18 protein-coding genes are annotated in these 14,584 nt (G+C 39.0%); 6 read left to right on the forward strand and 12 right to left on the reverse strand.

Annotated elements, in window-relative coordinates; translation table 11 throughout:
* Positions 1–2: 2 nt before the first annotated feature.
* The 7 genes from HXV90_RS07230 to HXV90_RS07260 all read right to left on the reverse strand — a co-directional run bounded on the left by HXV90_RS07230 (position 3) and on the right by HXV90_RS07260 (position 3,462).
* Complete coding sequence (locus tag HXV90_RS07230) at positions 3–539, reverse strand: DUF1572 family protein (RefSeq protein ID WP_054550849.1); 537 nt, start codon at positions 537–539, stop codon at positions 3–5.
* A 63-nt stretch (positions 540–602) separates the two neighbouring features.
* Entirely contained in the window at positions 603–1,484 is an 882-nt protein-coding gene (locus tag HXV90_RS07235; RefSeq protein WP_054550848.1) for a hypothetical protein, read from the reverse strand.
* The gene (locus tag HXV90_RS07240; protein ID WP_081011064.1) at positions 1,477–1,992 is read right to left on the reverse strand and encodes an RNA polymerase sigma factor; all 516 of its coding nucleotides are present in this window, start codon (positions 1,990–1,992) and stop codon (positions 1,477–1,479) included. The genes HXV90_RS07235 and HXV90_RS07240 overlap by 8 nt, the downstream gene beginning before the upstream one ends.
* A gap of 115 nt (positions 1,993–2,107) precedes the next feature.
* Positions 2,108–2,716, reverse strand: coding sequence for an SCO family protein (locus HXV90_RS07245; RefSeq protein ID WP_054550847.1), 609 nt, complete (start codon positions 2,714–2,716; stop codon positions 2,108–2,110).
* Positions 2,717–2,820: 104 nt separating this feature from the next.
* Entirely contained in the window at positions 2,821–2,943 is a 123-nt protein-coding gene (locus HXV90_RS07250) for a YvrJ family protein (RefSeq protein ID WP_004229459.1), read from the reverse strand.
* A 64-nt stretch (positions 2,944–3,007) separates the two neighbouring features.
* Entirely contained in the window at positions 3,008–3,232 is a 225-nt protein-coding gene (locus tag HXV90_RS07255; RefSeq protein ID WP_048390203.1) for a DUF2922 domain-containing protein, read from the reverse strand.
* A 14-nt stretch (positions 3,233–3,246) separates the two neighbouring features.
* Positions 3,247–3,462, reverse strand: coding sequence for a DUF1659 domain-containing protein (locus HXV90_RS07260; RefSeq protein ID WP_004229465.1), 216 nt, complete (start codon positions 3,460–3,462; stop codon positions 3,247–3,249).
* A 121-nt stretch (positions 3,463–3,583) separates the two neighbouring features.
* On the opposite strand from HXV90_RS07260, the gene HXV90_RS07265 reads away from it, so the two are divergent.
* Positions 3,584–4,012 carry a DUF2621 domain-containing protein gene (locus HXV90_RS07265; RefSeq protein ID WP_004229468.1) on the forward strand — a complete coding sequence of 143 codons (429 nt, stop codon included), beginning with the start codon at positions 3,584–3,586 and terminating at the stop codon, positions 4,010–4,012.
* A gap of 914 nt (positions 4,013–4,926) precedes the next feature.
* On the opposite strand, the gene HXV90_RS07270 is transcribed toward HXV90_RS07265, so the two are convergent.
* The 3 genes from HXV90_RS07270 to HXV90_RS07280 are packed head-to-tail and all read right to left on the reverse strand — an operon-like array spanning position 4,927 to position 6,578.
* Positions 4,927–5,421: a CcdC family protein gene (locus tag HXV90_RS07270; protein WP_004229470.1), complete on the reverse strand. Its 495-nt coding sequence runs from the start codon at positions 5,419–5,421 to the stop codon at positions 4,927–4,929.
* 25 nt (positions 5,422–5,446) lie between these two features.
* On the reverse strand, positions 5,447–5,833 hold the full coding sequence (locus tag HXV90_RS07275; RefSeq protein ID WP_004229473.1) for a response regulator: 387 nt from the start codon (positions 5,831–5,833) through the stop codon (positions 5,447–5,449).
* A gap of 34 nt (positions 5,834–5,867) precedes the next feature.
* Positions 5,868–6,578, reverse strand: coding sequence for a cytochrome c biogenesis CcdA family protein (locus HXV90_RS07280; protein WP_016995208.1), 711 nt, complete (start codon positions 6,576–6,578; stop codon positions 5,868–5,870).
* Between the two features lie 503 nt (positions 6,579–7,081).
* Between HXV90_RS07280 and HXV90_RS07285 the strand changes: the two genes are divergently transcribed.
* The 4 genes from HXV90_RS07285 (at position 7,082) to HXV90_RS07300 (ending at position 10,829) form a co-directional block, all read left to right on the forward strand.
* Positions 7,082–7,813 (forward strand): FadR/GntR family transcriptional regulator, encoded by a 732-nt coding sequence (locus tag HXV90_RS07285; protein WP_269898721.1) that lies wholly within the window; start codon positions 7,082–7,084, stop codon positions 7,811–7,813.
* Between the two features lie 140 nt (positions 7,814–7,953).
* Entirely contained in the window at positions 7,954–8,670 is a 717-nt protein-coding gene (locus tag HXV90_RS07290) for a (Fe-S)-binding protein (RefSeq protein WP_115673934.1), read from the forward strand.
* 15 nt (positions 8,671–8,685) lie between these two features.
* Positions 8,686–10,113, forward strand: coding sequence for a LutB/LldF family L-lactate oxidation iron-sulfur protein (locus tag HXV90_RS07295; RefSeq protein ID WP_066038256.1), 1,428 nt, complete (start codon positions 8,686–8,688; stop codon positions 10,111–10,113).
* The gene (locus HXV90_RS07300; protein ID WP_066038257.1) at positions 10,113–10,829 is read left to right on the forward strand and encodes a LutC/YkgG family protein; all 717 of its coding nucleotides are present in this window, start codon (positions 10,113–10,115) and stop codon (positions 10,827–10,829) included. The genes HXV90_RS07295 and HXV90_RS07300 overlap by 1 nt, the downstream gene beginning before the upstream one ends.
* A gap of 423 nt (positions 10,830–11,252) precedes the next feature.
* Here HXV90_RS07300 and HXV90_RS07305 read toward each other — a convergent pair whose 3' ends face one another.
* A complete protein-coding gene (locus HXV90_RS07305; RefSeq protein ID WP_259948713.1) occupies positions 11,253–12,548 on the reverse strand; it encodes an MFS transporter in 1,296 nt (431 codons plus the stop codon).
* A 121-nt stretch (positions 12,549–12,669) separates the two neighbouring features.
* Here HXV90_RS07305 and HXV90_RS07310 point away from each other — a divergent pair, with 121 nt between their 5' ends.
* Positions 12,670–13,923 (forward strand): helix-turn-helix domain-containing protein, encoded by a 1,254-nt coding sequence (locus HXV90_RS07310; RefSeq protein ID WP_259948710.1) that lies wholly within the window; start codon positions 12,670–12,672, stop codon positions 13,921–13,923.
* A gap of 133 nt (positions 13,924–14,056) precedes the next feature.
* Here HXV90_RS07310 and tnpA read toward each other — a convergent pair whose 3' ends face one another.
* On the reverse strand, positions 14,057–14,533 hold the full coding sequence (gene tnpA, locus HXV90_RS07315) for an IS200/IS605 family transposase (RefSeq protein WP_269898722.1): 477 nt from the start codon (positions 14,531–14,533) through the stop codon (positions 14,057–14,059).
* Between the last annotated feature and the right edge of the window lie 51 nt (positions 14,534–14,584).

Genomic DNA, 14,584 nt, shown 5'->3' on the forward strand with positions numbered 1-14,584 from the left:
CTTTAGCGTTGATGTTTATCTAGCATGGCTTCAGTAAAAGCTTGTGACTGTCCTTTAGGAATACTGAGTGTTTGCCAATCAGAGCCCTTTACCTGTTTGGCGATATAAATGATTTGACCGACGTGCTGTGCATAGTGTGCCATTTGTCTTTCAATAGCATCAATGACTGCTAGCCGCTCCCCTCTAATCGTGACATGTCCCTGTAAATCGGATTCTGTTAAACTCGCCAAGGCCTCTAAAAACACTTGCCACCCCTTGTCCCAAGCTGAGATGATTGCTTCTTTGGTGTGAAGACTATCCTCAAACTCATCATCTCGATTTCTCGTTGGCTTTTCTCCATCTGTCGTTAAAAAATCTGTCCAGCGGGAAACCATATTTCCACTTATATGCTTTACAATCACTGCAATACTATTGGATTCTTCACTGTATGCCCAGTGCAATTGTGCCTCTTCCATTTGGGCAAGTGTTTTATCCCCTAGCTCTTTCACACTTTGAAATCTTTTCTGAACAACTTGTAAATAGGTTTGTGCAATTGTCATAGTCGAACCTCCATCCCCTCTTTTCTATCATTCTATTATAGCTCAATTGAAATGTCTCATGACTTATTCGCCAAGAATAAAATCTCTTGCAAGGATCGCCATTTTTTCTTGAACCTCCTGTGGTTCTCCATCAAGTTGATACCCGATATGATAGACATAGCCGTTATAGTAAGAATAAAACTCATTGGCTCTAGTAGTCATTTGAAAGATTCGCTTATCCGTCTCATCATAATTATAATAAGTATATACATAACCTCGTTCTGGTGACATCTCCCGATAAAACAGGGGATTCATAAAATTTAAGCCTATATTCGAAACTTTCATCCCTAAAGTTTCTTCCATATTTTTAGACTTCACATAGCTCGCTAAGGGATTATACTTTACATTTGTCACGGTAAAATTAATAAATTGTAAATCCACCCCAGTGGAGGATTTTTCTTTATAGCTAAATTGAAATTGTGTTTGTTGGCTACCATCCTCCATTTTTGCTGAAATTGCATAGACCTCATGTATATTTGGTTGAAATGGTAAATTTTCAGGATCAGTGAGATGAACGACATCCTCCAGTGATGTTGCTGCTGATTGCATCGCCTCTAAACCTTGAAGTGGTGCATAATATTGGATATGTTTTGCCTGACTTAAATAATTAGCAAGTGGAAAAAAATTACTAAATGCTGTGTCTTTGCCCTCCACTTCTGTTTGAAATAAATCTGTGAATGTAGGTGTTACCCCTTCATCCTGTGTCGCCAGCTCATCCATCGGTTTTGCGGCTTGCCAGGCAATAAATAGTAAAATAGAGCAGGTAATCATTATCGTAACGGCACGATATGTCCATCTTGGCTTGGGCATAACAGGCTCTTGCTGAATTTGTTGTCCAACCTTATGAATAATGGCTTCCTTATGTGCTGAAACATCTTGTAGTACCTGCATTGTATGCTTATCCATGGAAAAGCACCTCCCATTCAATATGTTGTAACTCTATTTTTAATAGCTCCTTTCCTTTCTTTAAACGTGATTTCACAGTACCTTCAGGAATCGCAAGTAGCTCCGCAATCTCTTTAATCGTCATCTCCTCCAAGTAAAAATAGACAATTGCTTCTCGTGGTTTGAGAGGTAAGCTTAAAATGGCATCATCTAACAGTGCTTGTTCATCTTGACGAATCAGTGTGTCCGGCAATGTTGATTTTTGTTTGGTAAAAAATTTATGCTGAAATGTTATTTTTCTGTATGCCCAGCTTTTTAAATAATCTTTGCATTTATTGATTGTCATGCGGGCTAAGTATGCCTTCATCTCTCCTCGTTCCTCATATTGTTTTTGATGATAGAACTTAATAAACACATCCTGTACAATATCCTCGGCTATTTGTAAATCCTTTGTATAGTAATAAGCAATTCGAAACAATTGCTCCGTATGTATAGCCATTAACTGCTCGAAATTTTCATGATCAGACACGCCATCATCCTCCTTCTACACTATAAACGACTCACAACCAGAAAAAGATTATTTTTCCAGATAGAAAAATACATAAAAAAACCGCCTCAACCATTTGAGACGGTTTACTGTTACTTTATAAATTTTCATCAATATATGTTTCGATATCAGAAGCTATCGTATCAATCGGTACATCTTCAATGTTTTCAGCATAACCATTATACATTTTGACGAGGACACCATCTTTATCGACTAAGAAAAATTGATTGCCATGAATGACTTGGTCACTGTTAGGGTCGTTTTTCACTAAAATCTTTGTATTTTTCACCGCAAATTGTTCAATATATTTCTGTGAATACCCTGTAAGAAGGTTCCATTTAGATTCATCTGGAACATTGTATTTACTAAGATAATCCGCTAACACATCTGGTTGATCAACATCTGGATCTACTGAAAAGGCAACGATGTTATAGTCCTCTACTCCTTTTTTCTGAAGCTTTTCTTGGACTTGTGCCATGTTTAATGACATGGGCGGGCAGATGGACACACAGTTTGTGAAAATATACATACCAATCCAAGGCTTACCTTTTAAGCTTTCAAGCGAAACCGTTTCACCACGTTGATTAACATGTTCAAAATCGGGTATTTCTAGACTATAATCTGCTTTAAATTTTGAGTTTCCACATGCGCCTAGCACAGATGCACAGGCTAACAGCAGCACTAGCCCTATTAATTTACGTTTCATGTCAACACTCTCCCTAACCTACACTATCCCCATCCTAACGTAGGTTGTAAGCGTTGACAAGAACTTCTAAGTGACAGCTTTCGTACATCTTTGTGAAATCCATTTCATTTTAATGAAACGAGTGCAGCATGAATCGCATCAAGCTTTACTTCGACGCGGTGTAATAAATAAAATGACACTAAAATCGGAAAACCGATATCGGATATCATGTTCAACCACTGTTCCATCCTTCTCCTCCTCCCTCACGTTAAAATGGTCTTTGCACTTCTCGTAGCAAAGACCATTGTTGAATTATTCTGTTACTACTTCAAATTCTGTGACTTGACGATCTACAATACGAGCTCCCTTGATGGCTGACAGTGCACCACCTTGCCCAGTAAAAACATTTTTAGCCATAATCGTTGCCATTGCCTGCTGAATGTCAGTCACCGTGATATTCGGCTTTGGTGCATCAATCGAAAGGGTTGTCGTTTTCCCATCAGTTGTGGCAAATTGTAATTCTAGAACTTGTGTCATTCTGTGATCCCTCCTTAAGATAAATCGTGTGTTTCCTGTTTCGCAATGCCAGCCAGTGATTGTGATGAAAGACTAGCAATAGCATAAGCAACAGCTAACAAATCGTCCGCGCTATGTGTGTTGTTAATATTTCGATACGATTTCGTGGTGAACGTAGGTTCATTGTTCTCATCGTAGCCATCCACATACTTGAGACGCAGTGTAGCATTTACAAAGTTAACATTAGCCATGTAGCATCACCTCCCTTCTGCACACTATATAAAGGCGAATTGCTAAAAAAGGGACATTAAGGATGAATTTTTTTTCGGAAGCTTTTATAATAGAGTGAGAGAAGGCAAAGAGGTGAACGATTTGTTACAAGGTTGGTTTTTATGGTTTATTTTATTTTGGGTTGTCGTCCTCATTTCATTGATGGCTATTGGCGGATTCTTCATGTTCCGCAAATTTTTAAAGGCACTCCCAAAGCAGGATGGAAAATCTGATTTAGATTGGCAAGAATATTATTTAGATAAAACTGTTCACTTGTGGGGACAAGCTGAAAAAGAATTACTCTATGAACTCGTAAGCCCCGTCCCTGAGCTTTTTAGACAAGTGGCGAAGGAAAAAATTGCAGGAAAAATTGGCGAGCTCGCATTAGAAGAAAAAGCAGCTGCCATTAACAATGACCTCATTATTCGCGGCTATATCCAAGCAACACCAAAACGCGATCACAAATTTTTACGCAAAAAATTAGAGCAAATGCAAATTGACATCTCCCCCTATGAACATCTATTCGAATGAGTAAACGCTGCACAAATCTTTGTGCAGCGTTTTTACTTAACTATGGGATTATTGTCCTAACCTGTGTTTTTAAGAAGCTTTCCTGCACTTTCCTAGCTTTATCCTCTTTAGTTGGACTTCTAGCCGCGCTTTGCTGCCTCTATCCTCTACTTTTGAGGTTCTATCTGCTACTTTTAAGATGCTATCCTGCACTTTCCTAGCTTTATCCTCTTTATTTGGACCTCTAACCGCGCATTACTGCTCTATCCTCTACTTTTGAGTTTTTATCCGCCACTTTTATGAGGCTATCCTGCACTTTTCTAGCTTTATCCTCTTTAGTTGGACTTCTAACCGCGCTTTGCTGCTCTATCCTCTACTTTTGAGTTTTTATCCGCCACTTTTATGAAGCTATCCTGCACTTTTCTAGCTTTATCCTCTTTAGTTGGACTTCTAACCGCGCTTTGCTGCTCTATCCTCTACTTTTGAATTTTTATCCGCCACTTTTATGAAGCTATCCTGCACTTTGCTAGCTTTATCCTCTTTAGTTGGACCTCTATCCATGCTTTGCTGCTCTATCCTCTACTTTTGGGATTCTATCCGCCACTTTTATGAGGCTATCCTGCACTTTGCTAGCTTTTTCCTCTTTAGTTGGACTTCTAACCGCGCTTTGCTGCTCTATCCGCTACTTTTATGAAGCTATGCTCCACTTTGCTAGCTTTATCCTCTTCATTTGGACCTCTAGCCGCGCATTGCTGCTCTATCCTCTACTTTTGGGATTCTATCCGCCACTTTTATGAGGCTATCCTGCACTTTGCAAGCTTTATCCTCTTTTTTTGGACTTCTATCCGCGCTTTGCTGCTTTATCCGTCACTTTTATAAGGCTATCCAGTTCCTCCAGCGCTTAAATGCATAAAAAAACTACACTAGCTTCAGCACTAGTGTAGTTTTGGAATTGTTTTTTTGACGCGTTTAAACTGGATTAGCATTGCGATACGCCATGGTACTAACATGGCAAAGGCTAATATCCAGAACATACCTGCTAATTCACCGACATCGATGGAGCTACTTAAAATCATTTTCGCCACCACTCGGAATATTAACAATCCGATTAATATAAAAGCGAATGCTTTTGAACGTTTTAAATAAATATCTCGACCCTTTACTTCAAATTTAGAAGTAGCAATTAATATTGTCGAGAATACCATTCCTACAGCTGCCGCCTCTAAGATTTGCATCGGTGGTACACGGAATTGCTCGAATAAAAACATCAGTGCACCTGAGGACATCGCTATTGGTGGAATAATAATTTTCTTCTCATTTGTCGGCATTTTGGAAGCTCTCATTCGTATGACCATCACAAAGCTCCCCATAAGAATGGCCATAATGGTCGACCCTATAACATAATAGTGAGAAGGGATGCTGCTTAACATAAAAAAATCCTCCTCTAATGTCTAATTAACAATTTTGTCCAAGTAATTGATCAGCAACAGCCTTTAATCGTTCTGGCTCGAAAGGCTTTGTAATAAAATCCTTTGCCCCACTCTCAATCGCTTCTACGATTAATTTTTGCTGCCCTAATGCTGTTACCATAATGATTTTTGCATCTGGAAATTCTGGGATGATTTTTTTTACGGCTGCAATACCTGTCATAACGGGCATCGTTACATCCATTGTGACTAAATCTGGTTGTAACTCACGATACATCGCCACAGCTTCCTTACCATTTACTGCCTTACCGACTACCTCATAGCCCCATTCTGTAAACATATTACTGATTGCAACACGCATAAATAGCGTATCATCTACTACTAAAACTGTAGGCACATGTTCATCTCCCTCCACGTTAAAGTTCGGTATGCCTCTTTAGTTTAACAAATTAAAACCCTGTAAATCCACCGAAAATAGGCTGTAAAACGCGTGTAATATACGTTAAGCCATCAAAGAATAATAAAATCCCAACGGCAATCATGATGTAACCGCCGATTTTTACAATTTTCTGGCTGTGTGTACGAATCCAAGTCATTCGTGAAATGAAGAAAGATAGCACGAAGAATGGAATGGCGAATCCTAAATAATACGCAAACATATAGCTAAAGCCCGCACCTGGGTTTGTACTTGCTAACATGATAATCGATGCAAGGATTGGTCCTGTACATGGTGTCCAGCCTGCCGCAAAGGCAATACCAATTAAGACAGACCCAAAATAGCCAGATGGTCTATTTTTAAATTGGAACTTTCGATCCTTCATTAAGAAGTCTATCTGCAATAATCCCACAATCATTAAACCGAATACGACGATTAAAATAGCCCCAACCTGTCGTAATAATGTTTGATAATTTAGGAAGAATTCTGCTGCATATGAAGCACTTAGTCCAATAATGATAAAGATAATGGAAAAGCCTAGTAAAAAGAATAGTGTGTGGAAAATGGCACGTTTTTGTAGCATACCTTTTTCTGATTTTAGCTCATCTAATGTCATACCCGTTATGTACGATAAAAATGCTGGATATAGTGGAAGAGTACATGGTGAAATAAAACTTAAGAACCCTGCACCAAAAGCTAAAAATACGTTAATATCAGATCCCATATTTTTTATTCGCTCCTTACAGTTACTGCATCCATCGTACCAAAAAACAAAATAAAAAGCGCCCTTCTAGTTTGTGAACGTTTCATGGCAAAATGATGAGATTTTTGAGAAGTCCCACCAAGCTACTTCTGCATTATGCGCTCCTGTTGATTTTCTGTCAACAAAATCCGCCAATCTTCCCCCTTATTCAAAAAGAGTATAGCTAATTTTTCTACCTTTTTCTTGACAGTGTCGATTACTTGTCATTAATGTTGAAAGAAGCTTCTGTTTTTCATAGACACTATCACGCCCATGTTATAGTAAGAAACTATTTATTTTACACTCATCTTTTAAATCATCTGGATATACAGTCATCAGATGACCTTATTATATGTTTCATTATTATTTCTTTAAATTTCGACAGTCCTCTACTCTACACAAAGTGTTCATGGTAAACCATGAGTAAATGACTTATTTTCATGTATAATGATGATAGCAAATGAGCGAAAAAAGAGGTGTAGCCCTTGGAATTAAGAAAGATTAGACCAAAAAAGATCTATGAAGAAGTATCCGAAATCTTGCATGAAAAAATAAGAGCTGGTGTCCTAAAGCCAGGTGATCGGCTTGACTCAGTTGAGCAGCTTGCCGAGCAATTACAAGTGAGTCGTTCCGCTGTACGGGAGGCATTATCTGCATTAAAAGCAATGGGATTGATTGAAATCAAACAAGGCTCTGGAACGTTTGTCAAAAGTGTGCCAGCCCATCAGCTTGACTTTCCTTTATCCACCGCTATGTTAACGAATAGACAGGATATTGCTCATTTACTAGAAGTGCGCAAAATTATTGAAGTGGGAGCAGCAGGACGTGCAGCCCTCCAACGTACAGATCAGGATATTCAGGCAATGGTACAAATTTTAGAGGATATGAAGCAGGCACATGGTGATGGCGAGCTTGGTGAAAAAGCAGATTATCAATTTCATGCAGCAATTTCCAATGCCTCTCAAAATCCCCTACTCACTACAATTTTAGATCAAATTTCTGGTTTAATGATCGAAACGATGAAAGAGACACGGCGAATTTGGTTGTATTCACAAAAAACAACGAGCGAACAATTATATGATGAACATATGCAGATTTTCCTCGCGATTAAACAGCAAAACGAAGAGCTAGCCAAACATGCAATGGTATCTCATTTAAGCAACGTTGAAAAAGTGCTATTACAATATTTCGAAACAACAGAATCCAATTCACACTAAACACTATCTAGTACAAGCTAGGTAGTTTTTCTTTTCTGAAAATTCATAAAAAAACGTTTTCACTTTTTCAAATTTGTTGTAAGATTAAATTATCGAAAAGTCATCTGATGACCAGTTGTTTATAAAAGGAGCGATGAAATATGAAAGTCACACTATTCGCCACTTGCTTAGTGGATATGTTTCAAGGGGATGTGGGAAAAGCAGTTGTTGAAGTATTAGAAAGACTTGGCTGTGACATCGACTTTCCAGAGGATCAAATTTGCTGTGGACAGCCTGCTTACAATAGCGGCTATGTCGAAGAATCGAAAAATGCGATGAAAAAAATGATCACAGCCTTTGAGCATGCTGAATATGTAGTCTCTCCCTCTGGTTCCTGCGCTTATATGTTGAAGGAATATCCAGAAGTTTTTAAAGGAGACCCCATATGGGAGCCAAAAGCGCAAGCATTAGCAGCTAAAACCTATGAATTCACAGAGTTTATTGTCAACGTATTAAAGATAGAAGATGTAGGAGCGTATCTAGAAGGTAAAGCTACTTATCATACGTCATGCCATATGACAAGATTACTTGGTGTAACAGAGGCACCCTTCCAATTATTAAAGAACGTCAAGGGCTTGCATTATGTGGATCTCCCTGGTAAGGATCGATGCTGCGGATTTGGTGGCACATTTTCAGTTAAAATGGGCAATATTTCTGGAGAAATGGTCAATGAAAAAGTACTGAATGTGGAAGAAACAGGCGCTGACATTTTGATAGGAGCTGACGCAGGCTGCTTATTGAATATCGGTGGTCGCATTCAACGTCAGGGTAAGCCAATTAAAGTGATGCATATTGCAGAAGTGTTAAATTGCCGATAAAAGGGGGAAATAAACATGGCCATGAAAACAAGTGATGATCGGTTTCAACAACGTGTCACGAAAGAGCTAGATAATCAGTTTATGCGTCGTGCGGTTTCGAGTGCCCAAGAACGTTTTCAAACACGTCGCCTTCAACAAGCAGAGGAATTAGGACATTGGGAAGAATGGCGTTCTCATGGAGAGGAAATTCGCAAGCATGTTTTAGCAAATCTTGATTATTACCTTTATCAATTAAGTGAAAATGTTGCCAAACGAGGTGGGCATGTGTTCTTTGCGCAAACTGCACAGGAAGCAACCGACTATATTCAAAGCATTGCTAAAAAGAAAAATGCAGCAAAAATTGTGAAATCCAAATCAATGGTAACAGAAGAAATTAACTTAAATACGGCTTTAGAAGCGCTTGGTTGTGAAGTGATTGAGACAGACCTAGGTGAATATATTTTGCAGGTGGCAGATCACGAGCCCCCTTCGCATATTGTGGCGCCAGCCTTGCATAAAAATAAGGAGCAAATTCGAGATGTTTTTAAGGAAAAACAAGGCTACAGTCAAACAGAAAAGCCAGAGGAACTTGCCCTTTATGTACGTGAAAAATTAAGACAGGAATATTTAACAGCCGATATTGGTATTACAGGCTGTAATTTTGCTATTGCTGAAAGTGGATCGATTACACTCGTTACGAATGAGGGCAATGCTGATTTAGTAACAGCGCTACCAAAAACACAAATCACAGTTATGGGAATGGAAAGAATAGTTCCTACATTTGAAGAAATGGAGGTCCTTGTTAGTTTATTAACAAGAAGTGCTGTCGGTCAAAAGCTAACGAGCTATATTACAACGTTAACAGGCGTAAAGGACGAAGAGGATACGGATGGACCAGAGGAATTTCATTTAGTTATTGTTGATAATGGACGCTCGGCTATTTTAGGTAGTGAATTCCAGCCTATTTTACAATGCATTCGCTGTGCTGCCTGTGTTAATGCTTGCCCTGTCTATCGTCATGTTGGTGGGCATACGTATGGCTCTATCTACTCTGGACCTGTAGGTGTTGTGCTCTCTCCACTTTTAGGAGGCTACGATGATTTTAAAGAACTGCCCTATGCTTCTACATTGTGCGGTGCTTGTACAGATGCATGCCCTGTTAAAATTCCATTACATCAGCTCATTCATCGCCATCGTCAGGTTATTGTTGAAAATGAGGGCAAGGCACCTATCTCTGAAAAGCTTTTAATGAAGGCATTTGGTCTAGGGGCTTCCTCCCCTACCCTTTATAAAATGGCGACAAAAATGGCTGCACCTGCCATGTCTCCATTTATCAAAAACAAGACTATTTCTAATGGTCCAGGCCCATTAAAAGCATGGACTGAGGCAAGGGATTTCCCTGCACCAAGTAAAGACAGCTTTAGAGACTGGATGAAGCATCGTACAAAAGGAGGCGGGCAATAATGACTGGTATGATTCAGCGTCGAGAAACATTTTTAGCAAATATTGCGAAGCAGCTCGGACGTTCGCCTAAGACAGAACTACCACGACCAACTTGGCAGTATCAGCCACAAGATCGTGTGCTCAAAGATGCGACAAAGGATGAATTGGTGGAAATATTAATTAAGCAGTGTGCCAACATCCATACCAATATTGTCATTTCTAATACTGCGACACTTCCAGAGGATTTACAGGACGTTGTTGACAAGTATGGAGGTCAGTCTGTTATTACATGGAAGGATAAACGGTTCCAGGACTACGGATTATCCGCACTTATGAACGAACAATGGCCACAAGCCAATATTCAGCTTTATGAATGGGATTCACAGCAACCTGAGGAAAATATCCGTCAAGCTGAAAAAGCTAATATTGGCGTGACAATTAGTGAAATGACGTTAGCAGAATCGGGAACTGCCGTGCTTTTTAGTAGCAAAGATAGAGGGAGAAGCATTAGCTTTTTACCTGAAAAGTCGATCATTATCATTCCTAAAAGTACAATTGTGCCTCGTATGACACAGGCAGCTCGTTGGATTAGTGAAAAAATCCGTCAGGGTGAAAAAATTGCTTCCTGTATCAACTTTGTTACGGGACCAAGTAACTCAGCCGATATCGAAATGATTCTTATCGTTGGTGTCCATGGCCCTATTCAAGCAACCTATATTGTTATTGATGATCAGTAAAGGCATTTCACCGCATGCCTGTTCTTGTTGTTGAAAAAGATGATGTCAACTGCAGAAAAAGCAACTTTGCAAGGTGAGGGGTTGATTTCCGTTCCGCCAGCGTCCTTTCCAGGGGGCGTCCGATGAGCCGCTTCACTCACTTCCGTTCGCTCCAGGGTCTCCTCTGTGACGCTCAATCCCCTAGGAGTGACGCTGGCTCCACTCCAATCAACCATTCTGCAAAAGGGGCTTTTCCTTATCTTTCATACTAGCTAGCCGTAGTAATCAAATTAGCCTATTAAAAGAAAAAATGTTAGACCAAGATATAATTAGTCTAACATTTTTTTGATTTAGGAAGGCATATTTAACTTCTTAAAGTGAAAAAGCTAATATCCATTTTTATTGTTTTTCAATATAATCGAGTTCTGTCCCAGCCTCGTTATTTTAAGTTGTTGTGTTCGCGACCCCTTCTGGGAGAGCTGCTTTTTCATAATACTCTGGATGTGCCTCTTTTAAAATAGATGAGCGTAGCATCACAAGTGAAATGATAATAATAATGACACTCGTTACTGGTAAAATAATAGTTGCTGGTAATGTATCATATAACATGCCATAGACTACCATACCAATCGGCATCATGGACATCGCCATCGTCTCCATTAGCCCAAAAACACGCCCACGGTACTCTTCCGCAATGATTTTTTGCAAATACACCCCGATGGGCATATTTATCCCCATTTCGAAAATTGCGAAAATAAAGTAAATGATGAGATAGAAGATCACAATAGCTATATAGGAAAAATCAGTAACTAAAGGGATGACTGCTAAGCCAACACTTCCCGCCAATAGTAATAAGCTGATTTTCGAAAAGCGTAAAGGTACCTTTACTTCAGATCTTGTTGCGAAATAAAGGGATGCTAAGAGCATACCTAATGCACCAGACGCTTCAATAAAGCCAAAGTGTGTGGATTCTACTTTTAGCAATTCAATAATGATGTACGTTCCTCCAACAGCGATGGCAGAAAAGAATAGGTTGATCCACAATGCTACCCACATAATGGTCTTAATGACGTTACGTTGCTTGATATAATGAAAACCACTTTTCAGCCCTCCCCACATCTTTTCTTTTTTCGTATCTTCCCCTCTTGTACTATAAAGGTTAAAATCCATTGTTGCCTCTAAACAAAAGGCAATCGCATAGGCCACCATATTCACCATTAAAAATACATCCATATTAAAAAATCCATACATCATACCACCAATGACTGGTCCTCCAATTGCAGCTACGGACATTGACATTTGGTTAAATGACATCGCACGTTGTAATCTCTCTGGATTGACAAGTGTGGCAATTGCTGATGAAAACGTTACACCAGAAAAGGCTGAGCAAATCGTATTAAAAACAGTAGCTATGTATATAGCATAAACGGACATTCCTACTGTTTCTGTATAAAGCAGTAATCCCCCTACTGTCAAAATGGTTCCTGCCTGTGCTATTAATATTGTGCGTTTTTTTGAAAAATTATCTGCGACATAGCCTGCTAAGGGTGCCACAAGTGCGCGTGGTAATACTGAACAAATCATATTGGTAGCGAAGCTCATTGCCGACCCAGTCATCGCTAAAATATACAAGCTAATACCGAATGCCATGACGTTTGCACCTAACATGGCAATCATTTTACTCGCCGTGAACGTCCATAAGTGATAGGTCGCCTTTTTTAATTTTTCCGCTTCATTCATCTAAATCCCTCCATTATTTAACTAAATTAAAAAGTTTAATTATGTTAAACAAAATATACCACAGCTCCCTCTTTTCATGCAAGCAAAAGTTTAATATAATTAAACAAAAGGAGGCGAGGCAGTGGACTCTTTAGGCACACGAATTCGCAAATTAAGGAAAGAACAAAAATTAACATTAGAGGCACTTGCCGGTGATCGTCTAACTAAAGGAATGTTAAGCCAAATAGAAAATGATAAGGCTAAGCCTTCTATGGAAAGCCTTGACTATATTGCTGAACGTTTAGGTGTAAAAGCTAGTGAATTACTGGAAGAAGTAACCCCATCCTCCATACGCCAGCTATTAGAGCAGGTGGAAAGTTTATTTGCAGAAGTAAAACGTGGTGATGCTCATCATCATCAAGAAATTGTCGATTTAATTAAGCCGTCTGTGGAGGGCCTGCCTCAAAGTTATGAAGCTGGCCGTTTATTGTATATTTACGCAGATGCCCAGTATGAAGCTGGATTAACAACATGGGAAGTCCCGCTTCAGCAAGCCCGCACTATTTTTAAGGAAATTAATTTACTCAGCCATTGGTTCAAAACCTTTATCCTCGAGATGGCTATTTTAGCAGCAAAACGTCAATATACATTGGCGTACGATCGTATCTTACAGGCAAAGGAAATTATCGAACAAGAGGACTATCAGCTCGATTCTCGTGATGCCTTATTAATGACTTATTATACAAGTATTTTCCAACTTGCAATTGGTGAGCATGAGGAAGGGAAAAAATTAATTCAAGAGACGATTGCCAATGCTCATAAAAACCAACTGTTCTATCAGATTGATAATATGTACAGAATTGGTGCCTATTGTGCCATGATTGATCGTGATTTTGAACAAACCAATCATATGTTTATGAAACTGGAGCAATATCAGGCATTTGCTGAACGTGTTGAGGTTGATGCTTTTATTTTTGTATTGAAGGCACATTATTGTAATAATTACAGCAATAATTATGAGCAGGCTCTGATTGAAATAGAACGTTTTTATCAGCTTAGACACGATGATTATTTAGACAAGCTAGATCCAAACTTTTACTATGCTGAAAAAGGAAAATCCTTATATTTACTTGGACAATATGAGGAGGCGAAGGCTGCATTCGAACAGTATAAACACAGACCGATCTATATTAATCATCCATATGATATTTTAAGCTTAAATGAATGCTTTTCCTATAAAGCCCTTTGCTATGCACATTTTGGTGAGCTAACAACAGCCTATGAAATTGCAAAAATGGCCTATACAGATTCACTGGATTTAGTGGATTTGCCCTATAAACGAAAAATTGAGGAAGTCTATCGAACGATTAAGGCACAGATTGATTCCATAAATTAATTAATCAGAACCACCAGTCTAACTGGTGGTTTGCTCTACGCGTGAAACGCTGGGGTACTGGCCCATGTCTAAAGACACACTGAAAGGTCCGCCAACCGCACTCCGTTTTCACGCTACCACTAAAGTGGTTTTATTATTTTGGCTTTTTTGCTTGTATTTCTTCTCCTGTAAATGGATCAATGAATTCTTTCATGGTCATTTGATCCTCAAGAATATCCTCGCGCAATTGATTTTTTATATATTCCTGTATGATTTTTCTGTTTCGTCCTACTGTATCTACATAATATCCGCGACACCAAAACTTCCTATTTCCATATTTGTATTTCAGGTTCGCATGCCGATCGAATATCATTAAACTACTCTTCCCTTTCAAATAACCCACAAACGATGAAACACTTATTTTTGGTGGAATACTCACCAACATATGAATGTGATCAGGACAGGCTGTAGCTTCAATGATTTCTACTCCTTTTCTTTCACATAACTGGCGAAGAATTCTACCTATATCTGCTTTGATTTGTCCATAAATAATCTGCCTTCTATATTTTGGCGCAAAGACGATGTGATACTTACAATTCCATGTCGTGTGTGCTAAACTTTTATTATCCATTTGGAGCCCCTTTCGTACGAAGTCGGTTGACCAGACCTGATTTCATTGTAC

Origin of the sequence: Lysinibacillus sp. JK80, from assembly GCF_027557635.1 — a bacterium.
Taxonomy (GTDB): domain Bacteria; phylum Bacillota; class Bacilli; order Bacillales_A; family Planococcaceae; genus Lysinibacillus; species Lysinibacillus capsici.